This window comes from Litorimonas sp. (assembly GCA_029936425.1).
Lineage (GTDB): Bacteria > Pseudomonadota > Alphaproteobacteria > Caulobacterales > Maricaulaceae > Litorimonas.
This window is the reverse complement of the sequence record JAPYSU010000009.1, coordinates 45,085-65,670: the sequence shown is the minus strand read 5'-3', so window position 1 is coordinate 65,670 and position 20,586 is coordinate 45,085. Positions and strand designations below refer to the sequence as shown.

At 53.3% G+C, this 20,586-nt stretch carries 21 protein-coding genes and 1 pseudogene; 16 read left to right on the top strand and 6 right to left on the bottom strand.

Features of this window, described 5'->3' with window-relative positions:
• Positions 1 to 2 precede the first annotated feature (2 nt).
• Genes ACN0IC_RS09675 through dapB form a run of 4 tightly spaced genes read left to right on the top strand, consistent with a single transcriptional unit; the run spans position 3 to position 3,362 of the window.
• Complete coding sequence (locus ACN0IC_RS09675) at positions 3 to 947, top strand: alpha-E domain-containing protein (RefSeq protein WP_416878576.1); 945 nt, start codon at positions 3 to 5, stop codon at positions 945 to 947.
• Positions 947 to 1,750: a transglutaminase family protein gene (locus ACN0IC_RS09670; protein ID WP_416878575.1), complete on the top strand. Its 804-nt coding sequence runs from the start codon at positions 947 to 949 to the stop codon at positions 1,748 to 1,750. The genes ACN0IC_RS09675 and ACN0IC_RS09670 overlap by 1 nt, the downstream gene beginning before the upstream one ends.
• 16 nt (positions 1,751 to 1,766) lie before the next feature.
• On the top strand, positions 1,767 to 2,507 hold the full coding sequence (locus tag ACN0IC_RS09665; protein ID WP_416878574.1) for a peptidase: 741 nt from the start codon (positions 1,767 to 1,769) through the stop codon (positions 2,505 to 2,507).
• 45 nt (positions 2,508 to 2,552) lie between these two features.
• Positions 2,553 to 3,362: a 4-hydroxy-tetrahydrodipicolinate reductase gene (dapB, locus tag ACN0IC_RS09660; RefSeq protein WP_416878573.1), complete on the top strand. Its 810-nt coding sequence runs from the start codon at positions 2,553 to 2,555 to the stop codon at positions 3,360 to 3,362.
• Here dapB and ACN0IC_RS09655 read toward each other — a convergent pair.
• Positions 3,351 to 3,848 carry a hypothetical protein gene (locus ACN0IC_RS09655; RefSeq protein WP_416878572.1) on the bottom strand — a complete coding sequence of 166 codons (498 nt, stop codon included), beginning with the start codon at positions 3,846 to 3,848 and terminating at the stop codon, positions 3,351 to 3,353. The two genes, dapB and ACN0IC_RS09655, sit on opposite strands and share 12 nt — an antisense overlap.
• A gap of 162 nt (positions 3,849 to 4,010) precedes the next feature.
• On the opposite strand from ACN0IC_RS09655, the gene ACN0IC_RS09650 reads away from it, so the two are divergent.
• The 8 genes and pseudogenes from ACN0IC_RS09650 (at position 4,011) to ACN0IC_RS09615 (ending at position 10,175) form a co-directional block, all read left to right on the top strand.
• Complete coding sequence (locus ACN0IC_RS09650) at positions 4,011 to 4,568, top strand: NADPH-dependent FMN reductase (RefSeq protein WP_416878571.1); 558 nt, start codon at positions 4,011 to 4,013, stop codon at positions 4,566 to 4,568.
• A gap of 4 nt (positions 4,569 to 4,572) precedes the next feature.
• Positions 4,573 to 5,256 (top strand): endonuclease III, encoded by a 684-nt coding sequence (gene nth / locus ACN0IC_RS09645; protein ID WP_416878570.1) that lies wholly within the window; start codon positions 4,573 to 4,575, stop codon positions 5,254 to 5,256.
• Positions 5,257 to 5,495: 239 nt separating this feature from the next.
• Complete coding sequence (locus tag ACN0IC_RS09640) at positions 5,496 to 5,636, top strand: hypothetical protein (protein WP_416878569.1); 141 nt, start codon at positions 5,496 to 5,498, stop codon at positions 5,634 to 5,636.
• A gap of 103 nt (positions 5,637 to 5,739) precedes the next feature.
• Positions 5,740 to 6,924 (top strand): type III PLP-dependent enzyme, encoded by a 1,185-nt coding sequence (locus ACN0IC_RS09635; protein ID WP_416878568.1) that lies wholly within the window; start codon positions 5,740 to 5,742, stop codon positions 6,922 to 6,924.
• 15 nt (positions 6,925 to 6,939) lie between these two features.
• The gene (locus tag ACN0IC_RS09630; protein ID WP_416878567.1) at positions 6,940 to 7,968 is read left to right on the top strand and encodes a 1,9-bis(guanidino)-5-aza-nonane synthase; all 1,029 of its coding nucleotides are present in this window, start codon (positions 6,940 to 6,942) and stop codon (positions 7,966 to 7,968) included.
• A 24-nt stretch (positions 7,969 to 7,992) separates the two neighbouring features.
• Entirely contained in the window at positions 7,993 to 9,045 is a 1,053-nt protein-coding gene (locus ACN0IC_RS09625; RefSeq protein WP_416878566.1) for an agmatine deiminase family protein, read from the top strand.
• Between the two features lie 10 nt (positions 9,046 to 9,055).
• Positions 9,056 to 9,938: pseudogene (gene aguB / locus ACN0IC_RS09620) on the top strand (N-carbamoylputrescine amidase).
• Positions 9,939 to 10,022: 84 nt separating this feature from the next.
• Entirely contained in the window at positions 10,023 to 10,175 is a 153-nt protein-coding gene (locus tag ACN0IC_RS09615; protein WP_416878565.1) for a hypothetical protein, read from the top strand.
• Positions 10,176 to 10,184: 9 nt separating this feature from the next.
• Here the strand turns inward: ACN0IC_RS09615 and ACN0IC_RS09610 are convergent, their stop codons facing one another.
• From ACN0IC_RS09610 to ACN0IC_RS09600, 3 genes are read right to left on the bottom strand one after another with little or no spacing between them, the layout of a single operon-like run.
• A complete protein-coding gene (locus tag ACN0IC_RS09610; RefSeq protein ID WP_416878564.1) occupies positions 10,185 to 11,603 on the bottom strand; it encodes a serine hydrolase domain-containing protein in 1,419 nt (472 codons plus the stop codon).
• 12 nt (positions 11,604 to 11,615) lie between these two features.
• Positions 11,616 to 12,452, bottom strand: coding sequence for a mechanosensitive ion channel family protein (locus ACN0IC_RS09605; protein WP_416878563.1), 837 nt, complete (start codon positions 12,450 to 12,452; stop codon positions 11,616 to 11,618).
• A complete protein-coding gene (locus ACN0IC_RS09600; RefSeq protein WP_416878562.1) occupies positions 12,452 to 13,621 on the bottom strand; it encodes a hypothetical protein in 1,170 nt (389 codons plus the stop codon). Before ACN0IC_RS09600 ends, ACN0IC_RS09605 begins: the two co-directional genes overlap by 1 nt.
• Before the next feature lie 152 nt (positions 13,622 to 13,773).
• Here ACN0IC_RS09600 and ACN0IC_RS09595 point away from each other — a divergent pair, with 152 nt between their 5' ends.
• Positions 13,774 to 14,646, top strand: coding sequence for a DMT family transporter (locus tag ACN0IC_RS09595; protein WP_416878561.1), 873 nt, complete (start codon positions 13,774 to 13,776; stop codon positions 14,644 to 14,646).
• Here the strand turns inward: ACN0IC_RS09595 and ACN0IC_RS09590 are convergent.
• Together ACN0IC_RS09590 and ACN0IC_RS09585 are read right to left on the bottom strand one after the other, a co-directional pair.
• Positions 14,625 to 16,046: an NAD(P)/FAD-dependent oxidoreductase gene (locus ACN0IC_RS09590; RefSeq protein ID WP_416878560.1), complete on the bottom strand. Its 1,422-nt coding sequence runs from the start codon at positions 16,044 to 16,046 to the stop codon at positions 14,625 to 14,627. The genes ACN0IC_RS09595 and ACN0IC_RS09590 overlap by 22 nt on opposite strands.
• Positions 16,047 to 16,124: 78 nt before the next feature.
• On the bottom strand, positions 16,125 to 17,084 hold the full coding sequence (locus tag ACN0IC_RS09585; protein ID WP_416878559.1) for an ATP-grasp domain-containing protein: 960 nt from the start codon (positions 17,082 to 17,084) through the stop codon (positions 16,125 to 16,127).
• A gap of 113 nt (positions 17,085 to 17,197) precedes the next feature.
• Between ACN0IC_RS09585 and ACN0IC_RS09580 the strand changes: the two genes are divergently transcribed.
• From ACN0IC_RS09580 to ACN0IC_RS09570, 3 genes are all read left to right on the top strand, one after another.
• The gene (locus tag ACN0IC_RS09580; RefSeq protein ID WP_416878558.1) at positions 17,198 to 18,184 is read left to right on the top strand and encodes an adenosine kinase; all 987 of its coding nucleotides are present in this window, start codon (positions 17,198 to 17,200) and stop codon (positions 18,182 to 18,184) included.
• Between the two features lie 102 nt (positions 18,185 to 18,286).
• Positions 18,287 to 18,970 (top strand): LolA family protein, encoded by a 684-nt coding sequence (locus ACN0IC_RS09575; protein ID WP_416878557.1) that lies wholly within the window; start codon positions 18,287 to 18,289, stop codon positions 18,968 to 18,970.
• Between the two features lie 106 nt (positions 18,971 to 19,076).
• Complete coding sequence (locus tag ACN0IC_RS09570; protein ID WP_416878556.1) at positions 19,077 to 20,519, top strand: cryptochrome/photolyase family protein; 1,443 nt, start codon at positions 19,077 to 19,079, stop codon at positions 20,517 to 20,519.
• The last annotated feature ends 67 nt before the right edge of the window (positions 20,520 to 20,586 follow it).

Here is a 20,586-nt window from a genome sequence, read left to right as displayed (position 1 = left end):
ATATGTTAGGAAAAACAGCAAATGGCCTCTTCTGGATGTTCCGTTATCTGGAACGCAGCGAAAATATTGCCCGCCTTGTCGAGGCCGGCTTTCGTATGGCGCTTACCCGTTCTCAGAGACAGGGCGGCGACTGGTCCTCTATTTTGACGACAGCGGGACTGCTCGAATCATATGAAGAAAAATATGATGATTTCGAAAATAAATCGGTCGTCGATTTTCTTCTCCGGGACCGGACAAACCCCTCCAGCGTCTTGTCGAGCATGGCAGAGGCGCGCAGAAACGCCAGGCTCGCCCGGACGGCGCTGACAAGAGAAGTCTGGGAAGCGGTGAACGCCTCTTGGCTAGAGCTCAGTGATATCCTGAAAAACTCCATTAGAGACAAGGAACGCATTCCTGACATCTTGGCAATTATCCGGCGGCAAAGCGCTCAGGTTCAAGGCGCGGTGCACGGCACAATGCTCCGAAATGATATTTACGACTTCACGCGTCTCGGCACGTTCGTTGAGCGAGCGGATAACACGGCCCGCATATTGGATGTTAAATATTATGTGCTCCTCCCTTCAGCTTCCTCTATCGGTAGCTCACTCGACAATGTTCAGTGGGAGACGATTTTGCGCTCCGTCTCGGCCCAACAGGCCTATCGCTGGCTGCATCAGGGCGAGCCAACGGCGTCAGCCATCGCCAAATTTCTAATTCTAGATCAGTGCATGCCAAGGTCGCTGACATTTTGCGTCAAGGAAATGGATTTGAATTTACGCTATCTCAATCAGGAATACGGCCAGACGTCTTCTGCGTCTGAATTGGCCAAAGCCCTCAAGGAAGATATGAAATCAAAGACGATCGAAGAGATTTTCGATTCCGGCCTTCATGAATTTATCGGTGAGTTTCTGCAGCGCAATATCGCCATAGCCGGACAAATCGAGACAGATTACAGGTTCTTCGCCTAATGCAGCTCTCCATCTCCCATAGCACGATTTACAAATTCAAACACTCGCCCAGTTATGGCCTGCAGCAGCTCCGGCTCACCCCGAAAAGTAATAAGGGGCAGACGACGCTGGATTGGAGTCTCGAGGTCACAGGCGGCGAGATACAGGTCGACTTTCTTGATGAAAACGCCAACCGTGTTCACCTGGTGGCGATAGATCCGAATTCGACGGAGATAGAAATCAAATCCAGCGGCACGCTTGATATAGAAAACAATCACGGCGTGATCGGCGCTCAAAAAGGGTTTGCTCCGCTTTGGTATTTTCACAGGCAGACGCCTCTGACCGAACCCAAAGCCGGCGTAAAATCCCTTCTGAAAGAGCTAGGGGATGATTTACAGGATCCGGTCGCGGGGTTTCATGCTCTTTCAAAATTGATCGGTGCCAAAGTGAATTATGAAACCGGCGAAACCGATTCTGTGACAACCGCTGAGGAAGCTATCGGGCTGGGCAAAGGCGTCTGTCAGGATCACGCCCATATTTTCATTTCCGCGGCGAGAGAAGCGGGCTTTCCGGCGCGATATGTTAGCGGCTATCTTATGATGAATGACCGCATTGACCAGGACGCGACGCATGCCTGGGCCGAAGTGCACATCCCGTCTCTCGGCTGGGTCGGATTTGACGTCTCCAACGGCATCTCCCCTGACGACCGTTATGTACGCATCGCGACTGGATTAGACTATAGTCAAGCGGCGCCGGTTTCAGGTATGATTTACGGCGGGGGCGGCGAATCGCTGCGTGTGGATATTCAGGTTCAACAGCAATAATATAAGAGACTAACCCATGACCTATTGTGTCGGCCTGGCCTTGAAAAAAGGCTTGGTATTCATGTCCGATACCCGCACCAATGCGGGCGTCGATGATGTGTCCACTGTCAAAAAACTACGAAGCTGGTGCGTCGAAGGCGACCGCGTCATTACGCTTTTGACGGCGGGCAATTTGGCGACAACCCAGTCTGTTGTCAGCCTGTTGGATGAACGCTCGCTTTCCCCGGAAAATCGCGACCCGTCCATTCTGAAACTGCCGACCATGTTTCAGGTGGCAAAGCTCGTCGGCAGCACATTGAAAGAAGTTATCGCCGATAATGCGGATACCGGGCAAAAGGCCGATAGCACTTTTAACGGCACAATCATCCTCGGCGGCCAGATAAAGGGCATGGCGCCCCGTCTGTTCCTGATTTACCCGGAAGGCAATTTCATCGAAGCCGGAGACGACGCGCCGTTTTTCCAGATTGGCGAAACAAAATATGGCAAGCCCATTCTGATCCGGACTTATGCGCCGGATATGTCCTTTGAAGACGCCGTCAAACTGCTTTTGCTTTCCTTTGATTCGACCATTAAAGCCAATCTCTCAGTCGGGATGCCTCTGGATCTTCAGATCTATGAAAAAGACAGTCTGAAACTCGGCAAAACGCGCCGGATTTTGGCCGATGATGACTATTTCCAGAAAACCTCCAAGGGGTGGGGTGAATCCTTGCGGGCCGCCTTCCAGTCCATGCCGAATTATGATTTCGGAGCGGACTAAACTAAACACTTCCCCCAAGCAGATGGGGCCGTTAAACCCGTTCCCATGACCGACCTATTGAAAGTTTCAGTTCTTGGCGCAGATGGCCGTATGGGGCGCGCCGTTATTTCCGCTTTGTCAGAGACTGAGGGCGTGAAACTCGTGGCGGCGTTAACCCATTCGGAAAGCGCTGATCTAGGCAAAGACAGTGTGGCGCTGGCCGACGCCAAAGGCGAGCCCGTTATCCTGACGGATGATATGACGGCGGCGCGCAAGAGCGATGTGATTATTGATTTTTCTGCCCCCAAGGCCAGCCTCACCGCGGCGGAAGCCATCAAAAATAGCGGCGTAAGAGCCATTATTAGCGGAACCACCGGCATGAGCGCGGCGCAATCAGAAGCTTTTCATAAGACGTGCGAGGGCATCGTGCTGCTACAATCCGGCAATTTTTCACTCGGCGTGAATATGCTTGAAGCCTTGGTCGAACTCGGCGCCAATAAGTTACGCGAAGGCTGGGATATTGATGTGCTGGAAATGCATCATCGCCACAAGGTGGACGCGCCGTCCGGGACTGCTCTCATGTTGGGACGCGCAGCCGCGAAGGGACGCAATGTCGAGCTGGAGACGGTACAAAAACTCTCCCGCGAAGGCCAGACCGGGGCCAGACCCGAAGGCGAGATTGGATTTGCCACCTTACGCGGCGGCGGGGTCATCGGCGAACATGCCGTCAAAATTGCCTCGGAACTGGAAATGCTGACGCTGTCCCATTCCGCTTTTGACAGGTCGGTTTTTGCCAAAGGCGCGGTGAGCGCGGCGATCTGGGCGGCCAAGCAAGCGGCGGGCCGCTATGACATGAAAGATATGCTAGGCCTCTAATCCGGCCGGAGCTTCCATTTCTTTTGCAATTTCCTGGCTCAGCGTGCCCGGCGCGCGGCGATGAAAAGTGCGGGCACCCAGATAGCCAATGCCTGCCCAGGCGGCGAGAACCAACATGTAAATGGAAAACTGCCAAACGAGAAAACCCGGCTCGAAGACACGAGACCGTCCGGTAAATTGATAGAGCTGTTCCAATAGAAAAGAAATAATCACGAACAGGACCGGCGTTGACAGGACGATTGCTGCCAATGTTGCGGCCACATAGAGCGGCGCGCGCGGATTATGCAGGCGGCGATAAACGCTCAAATAGCCGTCTTTGGAAAGGCCGTGCACTGACATCCCGTTCTGGATCTTATAATCGTAATCATCGCGGGCGTCCTGCGCCACGGTCCTATAGCCCCACGCTGCGCGCAGGCCGTAAACAGCTATAATGGCCCCTAAAATAACGAGGGCCCAGACAAATGAAATTCCGTGAACGACTGGCATTTGAGTTATATGGTAACGTTTCGCTTGCTGTGCAAGATTTTTCCTGAGAGCTTTGACATCTCGCCGCAAAGACGATGCGTATGAGCTTATAGTCAGGGACGTCTTGCAACGCGTGCCCATCCTGTTTATCGCAAAAGAAATAATTTCAGTAGAAAGATATTCATGTCCGCTCCCAAAATTGCCCTGATTTGTGGGTCCCTTCGTAAGGACTCAATCAACAAAAAACTGGAACTCGCTTTGGAAAAACGCCTTAAGGCGGATGGAGCGGAGCCGGTCCGGATTGATCTCGGGGCGTATGACCTTCCGCTTTATCATGGGGATCTGGAGCTTCCGGACGGCGTCAAGCGCCTGGTAACAGACCTGACGGCCTGCGACGGGGTTATCGTCGTGACGCCGGAATATAATGGCGGCCTCCCGCCGCTTTTGAAAAACGCGATCGATTGGACCTCAACCTTCAGCACCGATCACTTTACAGGCCCGGTCTGGGGGCTTGCCTCCTGCACGCCCGGCCCGATGAGCGGAATCATGTGTATGCGCCAGCTTAATTATATCCTGATGCGTGTTGGCACCGAAGTTGTCCCGACTCAGGTCGGGGTCGGCAACGCGGCATCTGCCTTTGATGAAGACGGTCATTTGGTGGCGGAGCCCTCCTCCGGCTTGGCAGAAAAAATGATGGCATCGCTCTTCCTGCGGATAAAGCAGAAAGCCGCGATTCAATAGATCCGTGGCCAAGAAGGAAAAGCTCTATAAGGATTTGCCGCGCCCGCGTCTGAACCGCGCGCAAATCGCAGAAATATATGCGCATTTGCGCCGTCTTGACCCCTCTCCGAAAACCGAACTGAACTATTTCAATCCCTTCACGCTCGTTGTAGCGGTGGCTCTGTCGGCGCAATCGACAGATGTCGGCGTGAACAAGGCAACGACGGCTTTATTTGCCAAAGCCGATACTCCGGAAAAGATGGTGGCGCTCGGCGAGGACGTGGTGCGCGACCACATCAAAACGATTGGCCTTTACAAGAATAAAGCCAAAAATGTCGTGGCGCTCTCTCAAATGTTGATCGACGATTTCGGGTCTGTCGTGCCGCAGACGCGAGACGAGCTGATAAATCTGCCGGGGGTGGGGCGAAAAACCGCCAATGTCGTCATGAACGAAGCCTTTGGCCACCCCACCATGGCGGTGGATACGCATATTTTCCGGGTCGCAAACCGGACGGGGATGGCGCCGGGCAAGGACCCATATGAGGTCGAGCTCAATCTGCTGCGCGTCACGCCGGAAGAATTTGCGCTAGGCGCGCATCATTGGCTCATTCTGCATGGGCGCTATACCTGCGTTGCGCGAAAGCCGAAATGCTATAATTGCGCCATTTCCGGGATCTGCAAATTTACCCCGAAAACCGAAGCGCCTTAAGCCCGGTCTACCGCTGAATAAAATTCATAAAAAACCCCTTGCGTAATTGTCAAACTGGCCCTAAATGCCGCTTCGACGAAAAGCGAGCTACAGCGAGCCCTTAACATTTGCCCTAACCGGTTTTGCTTGGGAAATCTGTCAGCCGAAAAGAGCCTGTCTCTTTTAATAGCCGCCACCGTCTTGGTTTTGTTTGGGTTCGGGCGATAATGCCCGGCACGATTGGGATTGAGAACTCTGGTATGGCACAAACTGCTATATACCGCGAATTGAGTGCATCCATCTCCTTGCAGGCGCAGCAAGGGGACACGTTTCTGTCGTCTAAACATCAAGATTATCTGGCCGCTATCGCGGAATTCATCAGTGTGGTGCGGGCCCTCTAAGTTTTAGAGGGGACCCGCCGAAAATACGTCACGACGAGGCGAGTGTCTCGTTAGATTTTGTATTTTTCCGGACGATTGTCCGGCCTGACTGAAGACCCCGACCATGAACACAGTTTTTGATTTTGCAGCCTCGTTAAAACCTACCGCTCTGCAGCCTTATGGCCTGCCGACATTCCGCACCTCTGCGGAGGCGATTGCGGCTTATCGCGGAGATGATCAAATCTATGCGCTCTATCCGCGCAAGATTGAGGCCGCGGCGCGCCTGTTCCTTGGTGGTTTCCCGGGGCATGTGCTCTATGCGGTCAAAGCCAACCCGCATCCCTCGCTTCTTCAAATCCTCTGGGATGAAGGCGTGCGACGTTTCGACGTGGCGTCCTTGCGCGAAGCTGCGCTTGTGCGGGATCTGTTTCCGGCGGCGGAACTGTTTTTGATGCACCCGGTCAAATCGCGCGCGACCATTTCCGGCGCATATGCCCAGGGCGTTCGCAATATGTCCTTTGATCACGAGGACGAACTTCAGAAAATCATTGATTGCACGGACGAGGCCGCAGACCTTCATCTGCACCTCCGCCTCGCTTTGCCGAAAAAAGACACGGCGATGCCGCTCTCCGGCAAATTCGGCGCCGGTTTTGACGACGCCCTTGCGCTGTTGAAATCCGCCCGTCCGGTCGCGGCCAAGCTTGGTCTTTGCTTTCACGTCGGATCGCAATGTCTCGACGCCGAAAACTATGACGCGGCGCTGCGTTATGCGCGCAAGCTGGTCGACCTCTCAGGTGTTCAAATCGACTCCATCGATGTCGGCGGCGGCTTTCCGGTCGCCTATCCGGATATGCCGATTGCGCCGATGGAAACCTATTTCGACGCCATCCGCGAGAGCCTGACCGATACTGGATTTGACGGGCTGGAAGTTTACGGCGAGCCGGGGCGCGCGCTTTGCGCCGAGGGCGGCGCCACACTGGCCCGCATTGAGCTTCGTAAAGGCAAAGACCTGTATCTGAATGACGGAACTTACGGGTCTTTATTTGACGCGGGCCAATTTGCATGGAAGTTTCCTGTCCGTCTGCACCGCAATCATCCGCCCGCGCCTGCAGTCAATCAGATCGGCTTTCGCTTTTTCGGGCCGACCTGCGACAGTGCAGACACCATGAACGGGCCGTTCTATCTGCCCGCCGATGCCTGCGAAGGCGACTGGATTGAGGTGCAAAACCTCGGCGCTTACGGCCAGACCCTGGCCACACAATTTAACGGATTTCATTCCAGCCACACCGTGGCCATTCTCGAAGACTAACTGAAAGCTTCAAACATGACTAAAAACACCAAAGCTCAACTGCTCTCAACCCCAGTTGAACATATCGATATTACGAAAATTGATGCCCGCCCGATTATCGAAGCGATGGGGAAGATGTCCTTTTCCTCTCGCGATGTGGGCCGCGCTTCTGACATCTTTAAGCAAGCCGTCAATGACAAGGATTGCTCCGTCATTCTGACGCTTGCCGGCTCGACCTCTGCAGGCGGCTGTATGCATGTTTATCGCGATCTCGTGAAATACGGCATGGTTGACGCCATCGTCTCGACCGGCGCGTCTATTGTTGACATGGATTTCTTTGAAGCGCTTGGTTACAAACACTATCAGGCCGACAGCCAGGTTGATGATAACGATCTGCGCGATCTTTATATCGACCGCATCTATGACACTTATATTGACGAAGAAGAGCTGCAAGCCTGTGACCACGTCATTAAAGAGATTACGGATTCTCTTGAGCGCCGCCCTTACTCTTCTCGTGAATTTATCTGGGAAATGGGTAAATGGCTGAAAACCAACGCCAAGAAAAAAGGCTCTCTGGTCGAGACGTGCTATGATCACAATGTGCCGATTTTCGTGCCGGCTTTCTCTGATTGCTCCGCCGGATTTGGTCTTGTGAAGCATCAGGTGGAAAATCCCGGAAATTATGTCTCTATCGACTCCGTTGCGGATTTCCGCGAATTGACAGACATCAAAATCAAGGCGGGTTCGACCGGGCTGTTCATGGTCGGCGGCGGCGTGCCGAAAAACTTTGTTCAGGATACCGTTGTTTGCGCGGAAATTCTCGGCGTCGAAGCCGAGATGCACAAGTACGCCGTTCAAATCACGGTCGCTGATGTGCGCGACGGAGCGTGTTCAAGCTCAACGCTGAAAGAAGCGGCCAGCTGGGGCAAGGTTCAGACAACGCTGGAGCAAATGGTCTTTGCCGAGGCCGGAACCGTTGTGCCTTTGATCGCTTCCGACGCCTATCATTCCTGTGATTGGAAAAACCGTCCGGCCCGTGAATTTGCCAAATTGTTCGAGACATAATCTCATTTCAAACCAAGGTCTGTCATGACGGATATTCGCTTTCCGGCTGAGTGGGAACCCCATTCAGCCGTCTGGTCGGCATGGCCAAGTGCTGCCGATTTATGGGAAGATAATCTCGCCCCTGCGCGGGAAGAAGCTGCGTTGTTTTTCAACGCCATCGCCTGCCCCGATCCGGACGCGCCCGAGCTGCGCGGCGAATTAATTAAAGTTCTGGTGAGCGGCGCGGAAGCCCGCGTCAGCGCAGAAAAAATGCTTGCCGAATTAATAGCTGATAAGCGCGCCGAAATATTCGACGCGGATATCGGAGATATCTGGCTGCGTGATACTGGTCCGCTTTTTGTTCAGAAGAATAATAAACTCGCGGCGACCGGGTTTCAGTTTAATGGTTGGGGCGGGAAATACCTGCTCGGCAGTGACGCCGAAATGGCAGATATTGTTGCCAAGTTTGAAGGGGTTTCCAATTCACGCCATAAATTCATTATCGAAGGCGGCGCTTTGGAAACGGACGGAATGGGCACGATAATCACCACCCGCCAATGTCTTTTGAATAAAAACCGCAACCCCGGCCTCAGTGAGGCCGATATTGACAACGCGCTGAAAGACACTTTGGGAACGGAAAAAGTCATCTGGCTCGAAGACGGTTTGGTCAATGACCACACGGACGGCCATGTTGATAATATTGCCCGCTTCCTCGCGCCCGGCGTGGTGGGGTGTATGCGTCCGACAGGGGACGATGACCCGAATGCGGACATTTATAAAGCAATTTACAAAACGCTGTCCAAGGCGACGGACGCCAATGGCCACCGTTTGGAAATTGTCGAAATTCCGTCGCCCGGCCGCATTACGGACGCAGACGGGAACGTCATTCCTGCAAGCCATATGAATTTCTATATCGCCAATCATTCCCTGATTGTTCCGACCTATGTCGAAACAGAGGCTCAGCAGGAGGTCGCAGATGAGGCGACAGACCTCCTGGCGGAGGCCATTGGCCGTCCGGATATTTATTCCATCAACGCCCCCGCTATTCTGACCGGCGGCGGATCATTCCATTGCATTTCACAACAAGTCCCGGCTTAGGATATTTGTTATGACCAAGACGCGCACAACAAACACCATTTCAGTCGCCATCACCCAGGCCGCGTTCGGCGCGGATATGGACGCGAACATTAAAACAGTAGAACGCCTTATCCGCGACGCAGCAAAAGACGGCGCGCAAGTCATCTTGCCGCCCGAACTGTTTCAAGGCCCCTATTTCTGCAAACGCGAAGACGAACGGGAATTTGCCAATGCCTATCCGTGGGAGACGCATCCGGTCGTGACGGCGCTTGCCCCGTTGGCCAAGGAACTCGGCGTGGTGTTGCCTTTGTCTATTTTCGAAAAAGACGGCCCGCATTATTATAACAGCCTTGTCATGGTCGATGCCGATGGGTCGCTCATGGGCGTGTACCGCAAGAGCCATATTCCGGACGGCCCGGGCTATGAGGAAAAATTTTATTTCCGTCCCGGCAATACGGGTTTCAAGGTCTGGGAGACCAAATTCGGCAATATCGGCGTCGGAATATGCTGGGATCAATGGTTTCCCGAAACGGCGCGCGAGATGATGCTGATGGGGGCGGATATTCTGCTCTACCCGACGGCGATTGGCAGTGAGCCGGAAGAGCCGGATCTCGATACGTGTGGCCCCTGGCGCCGCGCCATGGTCGGCCATGCCGTATCCAATGTTGTGCCGGTCTGCGCCTCCAACCGCGTTGGGGACGAGGACGGACAGATTTTCTACGGAACGAGCTTTATTGCGGACCACCGCGGCGAAATTGTCACCGATATGGACAAGACCGGAACCGGATATAGAGTTGCCACGTTTGACTTAGACGAGATTACAAAAGCAAGAGCGGCTTTCGGGTTTTTCCGGGACCGCCGTCCGGATCTCTATAGGTCAGTTTCGCAGCTCTAGACCCGCTCCGAATTTTTGACTTTCAAAAACCCGCTTTAGCGGCTAAACTATAGTTATTATCAGGCATGAGCCGCGATTTTAACTGACGTTGCATGGAGGCATTATGTCCAAACGTCACAGAAAAACCAAAGAATTCTCTTCTTCCGAGGAGAATGATTATGATTACGACTTGTCTATGTATGAGGCGCCCAAAGGGAAGAAACCCAAAGGCCGCCAAAAGCGTGAAAGCCATAAACGCGCCTATTACGACGACTGATTAGAGCCGCTATTCCAGCGTTTCCAGGATGGCCGCCGTAAAAGCGGGCCCGTCGAAATAATTTCCTCTCCAATCATAACCGCGCCGGACAATGACCGTTTGGCGGGAGGGAATAATAATTAAAAACTGCCCGCGATTGCCGAGCGCGGCATAGGTATCGTTTGGCACGCCGGGATAGTTTTCATACCGCCAGAACTGTACGCCGTAGCCGCGCCCCGGCTCGCTTGCCAGTTCCCCCAAACGATTTTCGGGTTGCGCCGGGGCGGGCGCCGCGACGTAATTGGCCCAGCCTTCGGGCAGGACGCGCTCGCCCTCCCATACGCCGTCATTCAAATAAAGCGTGCCGAGACGGGCCAGATCGCGCGCCGTGGTCCAGACCTGACTGGACATGACAAAATCTCCGCCCCAATCCATTTCCGGATTTGTGTCATACATTCCGATTTTATGAAACAGCGCTTTGAAAGGATAAGCAAAATATTTCTTATCATTTCCCATAGCTTCGCGCAGCGACCGCATGGCGAGCATGGTATCATTATTGGCGTAGCGCCACCGCGCGCCGGGCGGCGCTTCAAGCGGATTTTTCGACGCGTTCTGAACGACCAGACCGCCGCCGAAATAAACATTATCTGTGCGGTTTCCTGCCGGGTCGCTATTCAGCCCGCTGGCCATTTGCAGAAGGTTCTCAACGGTTATTTCCGCGCGGGGGTCTCCCTTGCGCGACCAGGCCTCAAGCCCCGCCTTGTCTTTGACATCAAGTATTCCGTCCTGCTGCGCCGCGCCGATGACAGAGGCGGCAATGGATTTGGCGACTGACCAAGTGCGCTGGGAGGTGTCTTTATCAAATCCGTCCTTATATTTTTCCGCAATGATCCGTCCGTTTTGCACAATCAGCACAGCAGAGGTCGCGCCGCCAAAGCCGGATTGGAACGCTTTCTCGACCGCTGCGTCTAAGTCTTCAGATTTAATTCCTGACGGCAGAGGCGCGTTCGGGAGGCGGTCGCCCATCGGCCAGGCCAGCTCGGCCGGATCAATTTTGGGCGCTTTTAATTTCACACGGGGTAAATGTTTTGCCTCTTCAAATGTCGCGCCTTGCGGCAAAGCGGTGCATCCCAAATGCTCTCTCCACACAGAAAGGCGGGGCGGCATGTCGTCTGCAAAAGAGACGCTGACCATTTGCTTGGCCGCGTCGATTTCGGCCTCCGGGACCTCCGCCATGGCGGCGCTGTAATCGCCGTAAATATTATTTAATTCGTCCTGCGCGATCTGTTCCGGGGTTTTGCCGCCGTTAAAGGTCGCCGAACAGGTAAACATGGCTTTGTACCCGGCCGCCAGAGCGCGGTCCTGCCGGGTCGGGGCGTCGTTCTGAGCCAAAGCGTTTGCGGCAAAAATCAGGGGCGCGGCGGCGCAGCCTAGAATTAATTTTTTCATTTCATTCTCCTTTTAAGCCCCGTTCGCGGCGTTACGGGGAAGCGTGTTGAGCGCAAGTGAAAGTTCCTGCGCGCCCGCGCGGGCCAGCGCCGCTTTGCCCCGTTCGGTCATATCACTGATAAACATGAATTGATCGCGAAGGTCAAAGGGATAGGCCTTCAGCTGATAATGCGTCCCGTATTCCATCTGTTTGACGATAACAAAACAGGGTTTTTTGTAATTCAGATAAGCGCTGGTCAGACCGACATCCGTTAGAATTTTACGCATTTGAACGGCGTCATGATTTGGCTCCAGATAGAAATGGGCAATACACATCAGGGTTTGCGAACCCGTATTGGAATTGGAAATATTCTGTGACCAGATACGGTCATGAGAGACGGTTATCACATCATCTGCCGCCGTTCGGAGGCGGATAGCCCGCATCCCGACGGAGACAACTTCGCCGTAATCCCCGTCTATTTCGACCCAGTCCCCCGGGCCGTAAGGACGTTCAAATATAGCCACAAAACCGGCAATCAGCCCGCTGACATAATCCTTGAATGCAAAACCAATCGCGACACTGGCCGCGCCAGCAATCACAAAGAAGTTCTGAACCGTTATGTTGAATATGAGAGGGATGATCCAGAGTATCGCCGCCAGAATTATGGTGAGGCGAAGAATAGGCACTGCGCCCAAAATATAGAGCCGTAACTGGCTCGGCCCCCGATTAGCGAGATAGGGCAGCATGCGGCGGATAAGCCAAATAAGAAATACGCTCGCCCCCAGAATAAATACGATTTTCAGAAAGCTAATGTCCTGAAAGTCATTGAGGAGCTGGGCGGCTTTTTCCTGGGTTTCGGTCACTTGCATTATAACACGTCCATCGGATATCCGGCGCTTCTTAGCCCGTCTCGGATCGACGGATAGGCAGCGGGGACGCAGTGATAGATACCGTCCACCTTCTCCACCAGGCCGGCGTTAATCAGGGCCGGAAGAACATTTGAATAATGGCTGTTTGGCACTGTCAGATCAATATCGTCGCGGTTGAGGCCATTATGAATCAAGAGGGTCTGCAGGACCAGTAAAGCTCGTTGATCCTGATGTTTGGGTAAGGAAAAGCTTTTCAATTCAGAAATCCAGAGCGTTTGAAGCTGGCTCTCGTCTTTTTGGGATTTTGAAATAGATTGCTCTTTTTCCGAACTCACCCGCAGGCTGGCGCGCCACATATTCCAGGCTACCCAGGGAATGCCGAGGCTTTGACTGGCCAGATCCGACATAAACTCAGTTTTTGATTCTGCGCCGGATTTCAAGTCGAACGCGTCATCTCCGCTTTTTGCCGATTTGAATTTCAGATCCCGGCCTTTCATTCCCCCGGAAAGCTCTTCCAGCCAATGGCTCAATCGCTCGGCGTCAAAGGCCTGAAAGGTCATCGGGTTAACACAAATGGAATCGATTTCGCAGGATTTTCGAAGAAATTGCCAGGCCCAGCTATTACATCCGACAACCACTTTTTGCGGATAAGTTTCCAGCGCGGATAAAAGCAGGCGAAGACTGGAAAGATGGGTTTCAGATCGGCGGAACCAGTCCTCAAGCCGGGGAATGACCAGCAATTCAGTCTCAAATAAGTCTCCGATCCTAGAGGGTGACTTACTCATTTTCCGGTCAAATTCTGCAACTTCCAGAACGGCGTAACTATTTTTTTCAGCCCAGGCTTTGAGAAAGCTTTCACGGTCACAGGGCGGAAATATGATGGTTTTTATGGTTTCAGGCGGGGGGTCTGATTCAATCCATTCGGAGAGCGTAATATCAAGATCTTTCATCAAAGGGTGATTGGCGGGCGGGGCGGCAATGTCGTCCAAAAGACGCGTCTCGGCGGGGTCGAGCCTGTCCAAATCTATCCCGTCTTTATCATTACGCCTGAAGACACGCTTTTTCAGTATCTCTTTCAGCTTGTCCAGATTGTGATCTACGGGCGTGCTCGGCCAGTCATAATCACCAAGCGGCTGAAAAGGTTTTATGTAATTTTCAGCCACACTCACTCATTTCTCGATAGTCTCTGGAATCTAAACTTTAACGCGGACATTTGTTAAACCGTTCCGCCACTTATCCCAGACTGCCACGCCATTGGGGCTTTGTAAATTTAAGAGCAATAAAAGATGAGGCACGCGGAAAGCTCTGATAGAGAAGCGGGATGCCGCGCGCGCTCATCATTTTTGGACTAACGGTTCTGACCCTCATCGCCTTTGCAGCCAATTCCGTTCTCGGACGGCTGGCTCTGGTCGACGGCGACATTGGCGCGTGGAGTTATACGCTCATCCGGATTGTGTCCGGGGCGGCCGTTTTACTTTGCCTGACGGGCGTAAAAGACAGCGTTTCGGAAGGCACATGGGCCGGGGCAGGGTCGCTCCTGCTTTACGCGGTGTTCTTTTCCTTTGCGTATCTTCTGCTCGCGACCGGAACGGGGGCGCTTATTCTCTTTGCCGCCGTGCAGCTGACCATGCTGGGATACGGCTTCTCAAAGGGAGAAAGACTCAGTGGGTGGCAGTGGGCAGGCTTTATCCTGGCGATTGCGGGGCTGATTTATCTTTTAAGTCCGGGAATAGAAGCGCCTTCTTTGACAGGAGCGTTCCTAATGGCGGGCTCCGGCATAGGCTGGGGAATTTACTCCATATTGGGAAAGGGCGCAGGCCGTCCCACCGCCCGAACCTCCGGAAATTTTCTCCGGGCGGGCGCGGTTCTAATTTTGATTAGCGGCCCGGCCTTATGGGTTCTGCCCGAGGCCTTGCCGACCGCCAAGGGCTGGGCATTGGCGATTGCGTCCGGGGCGGTGACCTCGGCTCTCGGCTACGCGCTCTGGTATCATGTCCTGAAAGACATAACCGTTACCCGCGCAAGCATTGCCCAATTAAGCGTTCCGGCCATTGCCGCCCTTGGCGGCGTCTTTTTCGTCGCGGAACCTTTGACATTTAGATTTGCGGCGGCTTCGGCGCTGATATTATCAGGGGTCGCGGCGGCAACGCTCACCCGGAATAAATACAAGACTCAAAGCGCCGCGATAAATTGATTGAGTTTCATGGCGGCGGGCATGGCATTATCACGCAGGCGTTTCATGACTTTCTTTTTCTCTATCTCTTCCGCACCAATATTTGCGACCATTTTGGAAAACCCGTCCAGACGGTTTTGTAAAAGCCAGTCGCGGATTTGCGGCGTTTGTCCCCAAAGATATTGGTTCATCATGAACGCCGCCGTCAGGCGCATATAATCGGCTTCGCTATTGGGCAAGGGCACGACGCCGCAATATTTATTTTTCTCGGCTTCCGTCTCGTAATTTGCCTCGATCATGGCGATGAAGGCGGCGCTGAATACAGGTTGATAAGACCGCACGGTTTGCGGCGTAATTAAATGTCCTTTGAAAATGGGTTTTTCTTCGAGGTTGGAAATGGCCGAGGCGGAGCAGTCAATATGAACATGCTTTGGGCTTGTCGGAATGTGGCCCCGGGACAAGGTAATTTCCGAAAGGCCGATATGTTCTACCCGTCCGAGGCGCACGATATTTTTTAATTTCCGAAGCTCATTTAATTCGGCTGGGCTCACCGTTGCGCCGTGAAACATGGTAGGCCGCACCGCAGGATCAAGCCGGAGGAAATATCCTCCGGCTTCGAGGCGGTCAAACATGTCGTCCATGTCCTTGGCCCCGGCAATGGCCTCGAACTGAGTGGCCTGCGCCCCCATCGTGTTGAAGAAAAACTCTTCTGCAGGCTGGGTGTTTTCGCGATTGAGCAGCCAGCCGTCGCGGGATTTTATCCAGGTGATTTTGTCCGGGTCGACCTGATTTTCCAAGAGCCATAAAACGGCATCAATCCCCGTTTTTCCGCCGCCAATAACAATAAAGCCTTCCGGAGGCTGCGTAATTTTAGGCAGATCATTGAGCGGCATAAAACATATGGATGGCTCCAAAGTGAAATTCGGTTTGTGGGTCGAAGGCACCGTTGTCTTCAGATAGGTCGCATCCACGACCTTTTTGGCCTTTACCGTAAATCGCGTCCCATTTAGATGGTGGCGAAACTCGATCCGCCCGTTCTGGGTCTCGTCTGTGTCAATCTCTCCGTCGACAGAGCAAAGCGGATAATATCGCACCCGACCGCTGGGCAAAAAAGTGTGGCGCATTACGTCTTCGAAATAGGCGAGAATGGCCTGGCCGGAGGCTAAATCCCCGAGCCCTTTATTCCAGCCGACTTGATCTTTCAGGCCCTGGCTCAATTCCTTGGAGCTGACCCCGTAAAAATTAGAAGGTTGATGCAGGGTGACAAAGGGATAGGCGCTGTTCCAATGCCCGCCCGGCTTGGCAAAACGATCAATAATGACAATATCCGCGTCTGTTTGGAGGAGCAGCTCGTCGGCAAAAGCCATACCGATCGCGCCGCTACCGATAATCACATAATCGGTCTCTAAATCCACGCTCATAGGGCCTCTCCAAATTCTTTGACCTAGGGATAATTATACAGAGCTGCCCAAACTATGATATAGTGAAGGGAAAGAGGGTTAGGCGCGTTTTAACCTCTTAGCCAGAGCCGCCGCGAGGGTTTTTGCGCCTTTATTGTCTCCGCCTTCGCCTTCGGCGAGGGAAAGATAGAGATAAGGTTCTATCATTTCGAGTTCGATTAATTTCAGATTGTCATCTTCTCCGCGAAGCAGGTCAATTCGCGCGTAAAGCGGCGTGAAATCAAGATTGTTCAGAATATTCCGCGTGGTTTCCCGTTCCTGGCTTGTCGGAATATAGGCGTCTTCGCTGCCGCCATACATGGACTGGATGCGGTAATCGCCCGATTTGGGTTTTTTGAGAACGGCATGAGAAAACTTTCCGCCAAAATAGAGAAAGCTGTATTCGCCTTCGGTCTGAACGCTCGGCAGGAAAGCCTGTATCATGGCGGCGCCTGGGGGCAGGCTGTCTTTGGACGGAAAGGGATCGCCCTTTTTGTAAAGTGCCTGCCGCCAGGCGCCGCCGCCGATTTGAGGCTTGATGACGAGCGTGTCCGTTTCAAGTGTTTCAAATGCGGCGTTCACAGCCCGTTCTGTTGCGCGCTCGACATGGAGCGTACGAATGACAGGGGCGCCTTCGCGGGATAGCCCCTCAAGATAGCTTTTATCCGAATTCCATTTCAGAACATCAAAGCCGTTATATAATTTGGTTCGGGCGTCAATCTTGGCCATTTCCGACAGAAACTCGTCCTCATTGCCCTCAAAGTAATCCCAGACAAAAAGAGGCAAAACGGCGTCAAATTCTTCAGCGCGCTCGGAGGCGCCGCGCCAGCGGACAAGCTCAAGCTCAATGCCTTCGGCTTTAAAGGCCGGCTTTAACTTTCCCACTTGTTCTTGTAGCTCAAACTGGTCGCTGCGAAGGTTATCCGCCCCCGGCATCATATTGTCAGAGACGAGTATAGCCACCCGCGGCGGGTTTGTCGGTGTCTCGACACCGGAGTCAGGCGATGAGTTTTGGCTCATGGTAAAAATCCTAAACAGGAATTGAATAATGCAGCCCAATCCGATAGCGCTCTGCTACCAATATAAGCCTTTTCTAATATTGCCATATAGGAACGACCGGAAGGATTTAAACCGTGAGCACTAATTTTGATGTTTTGGGTATCGGCAACGCTTTGATGGACATTCTTGTCCCCGTTGACGACGCCTTTTTATCCGAACATGGCCTAGAGAAGGGCAGCATGGCCTTGATCGATAATGACCGCGTAAAAGTCTTGGGCGGCGCGTTTCAGAACGCCTCTGAAACCCCTCGTGAAATTGCCGGTGGTTCAGCCGGAAATACGGTTGTCGGCATCGCCAAAATGGGCGTCAAAGCCGCCTATCTGGCGAAAATCGGCCAAGACGGAGTTGGCACGCGCCTCGCCGAAGGCTACCGCGAGGCCGGGCTGCATTTTTCCTCCACCCCTTCCACAACTGGCACGCCGAGCGGGCAATGCCTCATTGCCGTGACGCCGGACGGCCAAAGAACCATGAGCACATGCCTCGGCACAAATACCGAATTTGGTATGGAAGATATCAATGAAGCGGAAATCAAGCGCGCCGGCACCATTTATATGGAAGGCTATTTGTTTGATGACGAGTCTGCCAAAGCCGGATTTGTCAAAGCGGCGGAAATCGCGCAGGCCAATGATCGTCTTGTGGCGCTCACCCTCTCTGACAGTTTTTGTGTGGGGCGTCACCGCGCCAGCTTTGCACAACTCGTGGATCATCATGTGAATATCCTCTTTGCCAATGAAGATGAAATGATGGCCCTGGCCGAAGCCGATGATCTTGAGACCGCCATAAAAGCCTTTGCGCGCGATGGTCTCACCTTGTGCGTAACGCGGAGCGAAAAAGGCTCTTTGATTATAGATAGCGGCAAACGTTATGATATTCCGGCCGCGCCAGTGGCCAAAGTCGTCGACACGACCGGGGCCGGGGATCAATATGCGGCCGGGGTTCTGGCAGGCCGCGCCAAAGGCCTGTCCTGGGACAAAGCGGGATATCTTGGCTCTCTCGCGGCGGCGGAAGTGATTTCCCATTTCGGCGCGCGGCCGGAAAAGACCATCCAGTTGGAAGATTAACCTCACCCATTTGTAATGTATTTGAGCGGGGTGTTCAGGCTGGATTTACCTCTACCATCCTATAGAGACAGGAAATAAACCCGATCCCTATGGAGTCGTGAGATGAAAAAACTGTTTTTAATGGCCGCGACAGCTACTCTGGCTGCGTCTGGTATGGCTGGACTCAGTCTGGCGCAAACTTACCAGGCTGGTAATTCCGCGCAAGCGGCGCAACAGACAGGTCAGGCCGCCTTTACCGACCCGTCAAGTGTCCGCGCCGATTTGGCCCGTATTGATGGGGCGATGAATGCGACCGCCACATTTAGCGGTGATTTCAAGCAATTCTCTCCGGACGGCAGCGTCGCGACAGGGAAAGTCTATCTCAGCCGCCCGGAAAATCTGCGATTTGAATATGACGCGCCTAATCCGCTCTTGATTGTGGCCGATAACGGCATGTTGGTGCAGCATGACAAGGATTTGCAGACTTATGACCGCGTGCCGCTTTCGGCGACGCCTCTGTCCTATTTTCTCAAGGAGAATTTGAATCTGGCCAATGACGCGCAAGTTGTCGCCTTGCAAAAGAATGCCACTAATTGGAGCGTTACCGCCAGAGACGGGTCAGGCGAAATGGACGGCGCGATAACCATGGTTTTCGATGCGCAAAACCTCGCCTTGAAAGAATGGATAATTACCGATGATTTTGGCGGTCAGACACGCGTTGTGCTGTCTAATCTGAGCTATAATGCCCGTCTTGATCCGCGCCTGTTTATTTTGCGCGAAGATAGTAATCGCCGCGACCGTCGATAGTCGTCGTGAGGGAGAGTTTATTTTCTCCCTCTTTTTCTCAGAAAAACTGAAAATTTTCGACACGATTGTGGAGGTCAGACGTAAACAGCCTTGAGAGAGGATGTTTATGACCCAAGAGAAGACTTCTAACGCCCCGGCCATTATGTGGTTTCGCCGCGATCTCCGCCTGGCGGATAATCCGGCTCTTACGGCCGCGGTTGAAACGGGGCGGCCTCTCATTCTGCTTTATATCTATGAAACAGATTTGGAGCGCCCTTACGGCGCGGCTAAAAATGTCTGGCTGCATCACAGTTTGAAATCACTTTCTAAATCCATCGAAGAAAAGGGCGGAAAGCTCTTGCTCCGCGAAGGACCCGCCGAAGCGGTGCTGGACGATGTCATCGAACAGAGCGGCGCCAAAGCCGTTTTCTGGAACCGCCGATATGAAGCGGACGGCATAGAGCGCGATTCCAACATCAAGGCGTCGCTAAAAGACCGTGAATTGGAGGTAGACTCGTTTAATGGCTCGCTCCTGACGGAGCCATGGGAAGTCGAAACTCAGTCCGGCGGCTATTATAAGGTGTTCACGCCCTATTGGCGCGCGGCCAGCCAGATTGTCGGGCCGCGCATGTCGGCCAACCCGCCGCTAGAGGCGCCCAAGTCTCTGACGCCGTTCAAGAAAAGTCTTGCGACGGACGAGTTGGAGCTCCTGCCGGATAAGCTGGACTGGGACGATAAAGTGATGGCCGATTGGAATCCCGGGGAAGACGGCGCGATGAGTCGCCTAAAATCTTTCCTCGACGGGCCAGTTAAAGACTATGCGGATGCCCGAAACATTCCGTCCAACACAACGGGAACCTCACGCTTATCTCCGCATCTCGCGGCCGGAGAAATTTCGCCGAGACAAATCTGGCAGGCCGCGCGGGACGGAAAACACGACGCCGATAAGTTTCTCTCCGAAATTGGCTGGCGGGAATTTTCCTATGTGCTTCTCTATCACAACCCCGAACTTGCCGAGAAAAACTACAAACCCGATTTCGATAACTTTGAATGGCGAACAGATAAAAAATCTTTTGAGGCTTGGACGAAAGGCGAAACAGGCTATCCCTTCGTCGATGCGGGTATGCGTGAGCTTTGGCAGACGGGCTGGATGCACAACCGTGTCCGAATGGTCGTGGCAAGCTTTCTCATCAAACATTTGCTGATTGACTGGCGCGACGGAGAGGACTGGTTCTGGGACACTTTACTCGAAGCGGATCCGGCCGCGAACTCTGCCAGCTGGCAATGGGTGGCCGGCAGCGGTGCGGACGCTGCGCCTTATTTCCGGATTTTCAATCCGTTTGGCCAAGGCGAGAAATTTGACGAAGAGGGCGATTACGTTCGGAAATTCGTGCCGGAATTAAAAGACCTGCCGAATAAATATATTCAAACGCCTTGGGAGGCGCCGAAAGACGTTCTTGAAAAAGCCGGGGTTACTCTCGGCAAAACTTACCCCAAGCCGCTTGTTGAACATAAAATGGCCCGCGAAAGGGCCTTGGCGCGGTATAAAGATAGCCGAAATGAAGACTGACGAAATAATTTGCCTTTAATCCCCATTTGTTAACCTCTTTCACACGCCTTTACCGTTAAGAGGGGCG

Coding starts and splice junctions, on each gene's coding strand:
- ACN0IC_RS09675 (WP_416878576.1), top strand. CDS start 3: ATGTTAGGAAAAACAGCAAATGGCCTCTTCTGGATGTTCCGTTATCTG.
- ACN0IC_RS09670 (WP_416878575.1), top strand. CDS start 947: ATGCAGCTCTCCATCTCCCATAGCACGATTTACAAATTCAAACACTCG.
- ACN0IC_RS09665 (WP_416878574.1), top strand. CDS start 1,767: ATGACCTATTGTGTCGGCCTGGCCTTGAAAAAAGGCTTGGTATTCATG.
- dapB (WP_416878573.1), top strand. CDS start 2,553: ATGACCGACCTATTGAAAGTTTCAGTTCTTGGCGCAGATGGCCGTATG.
- ACN0IC_RS09655 (WP_416878572.1), bottom strand. CDS start 3,848: ATGCCAGTCGTTCACGGAATTTCATTTGTCTGGGCCCTCGTTATTTTA.
- ACN0IC_RS09650 (WP_416878571.1), top strand. CDS start 4,011: ATGTCCGCTCCCAAAATTGCCCTGATTTGTGGGTCCCTTCGTAAGGAC.
- ACN0IC_RS09640 (WP_416878569.1), top strand. CDS start 5,496: ATGGCACAAACTGCTATATACCGCGAATTGAGTGCATCCATCTCCTTG.
- ACN0IC_RS09635 (WP_416878568.1), top strand. CDS start 5,740: ATGAACACAGTTTTTGATTTTGCAGCCTCGTTAAAACCTACCGCTCTG.
- ACN0IC_RS09630 (WP_416878567.1), top strand. CDS start 6,940: ATGACTAAAAACACCAAAGCTCAACTGCTCTCAACCCCAGTTGAACAT.
- ACN0IC_RS09625 (WP_416878566.1), top strand. CDS start 7,993: ATGACGGATATTCGCTTTCCGGCTGAGTGGGAACCCCATTCAGCCGTC.
- ACN0IC_RS09615 (WP_416878565.1), top strand. CDS start 10,023: ATGTCCAAACGTCACAGAAAAACCAAAGAATTCTCTTCTTCCGAGGAG.
- ACN0IC_RS09610 (WP_416878564.1), bottom strand. CDS start 11,603: ATGAAAAAATTAATTCTAGGCTGCGCCGCCGCGCCCCTGATTTTTGCC.
- ACN0IC_RS09605 (WP_416878563.1), bottom strand. CDS start 12,452: ATGCAAGTGACCGAAACCCAGGAAAAAGCCGCCCAGCTCCTCAATGAC.
- ACN0IC_RS09595 (WP_416878561.1), top strand. CDS start 13,774: ATGCCGCGCGCGCTCATCATTTTTGGACTAACGGTTCTGACCCTCATC.
- ACN0IC_RS09590 (WP_416878560.1), bottom strand. CDS start 16,046: ATGAGCGTGGATTTAGAGACCGATTATGTGATTATCGGTAGCGGCGCG.
- ACN0IC_RS09585 (WP_416878559.1), bottom strand. CDS start 17,084: ATGAGCCAAAACTCATCGCCTGACTCCGGTGTCGAGACACCGACAAAC.
- ACN0IC_RS09575 (WP_416878557.1), top strand. CDS start 18,287: ATGAAAAAACTGTTTTTAATGGCCGCGACAGCTACTCTGGCTGCGTCT.
- ACN0IC_RS09570 (WP_416878556.1), top strand. CDS start 19,077: ATGACCCAAGAGAAGACTTCTAACGCCCCGGCCATTATGTGGTTTCGC.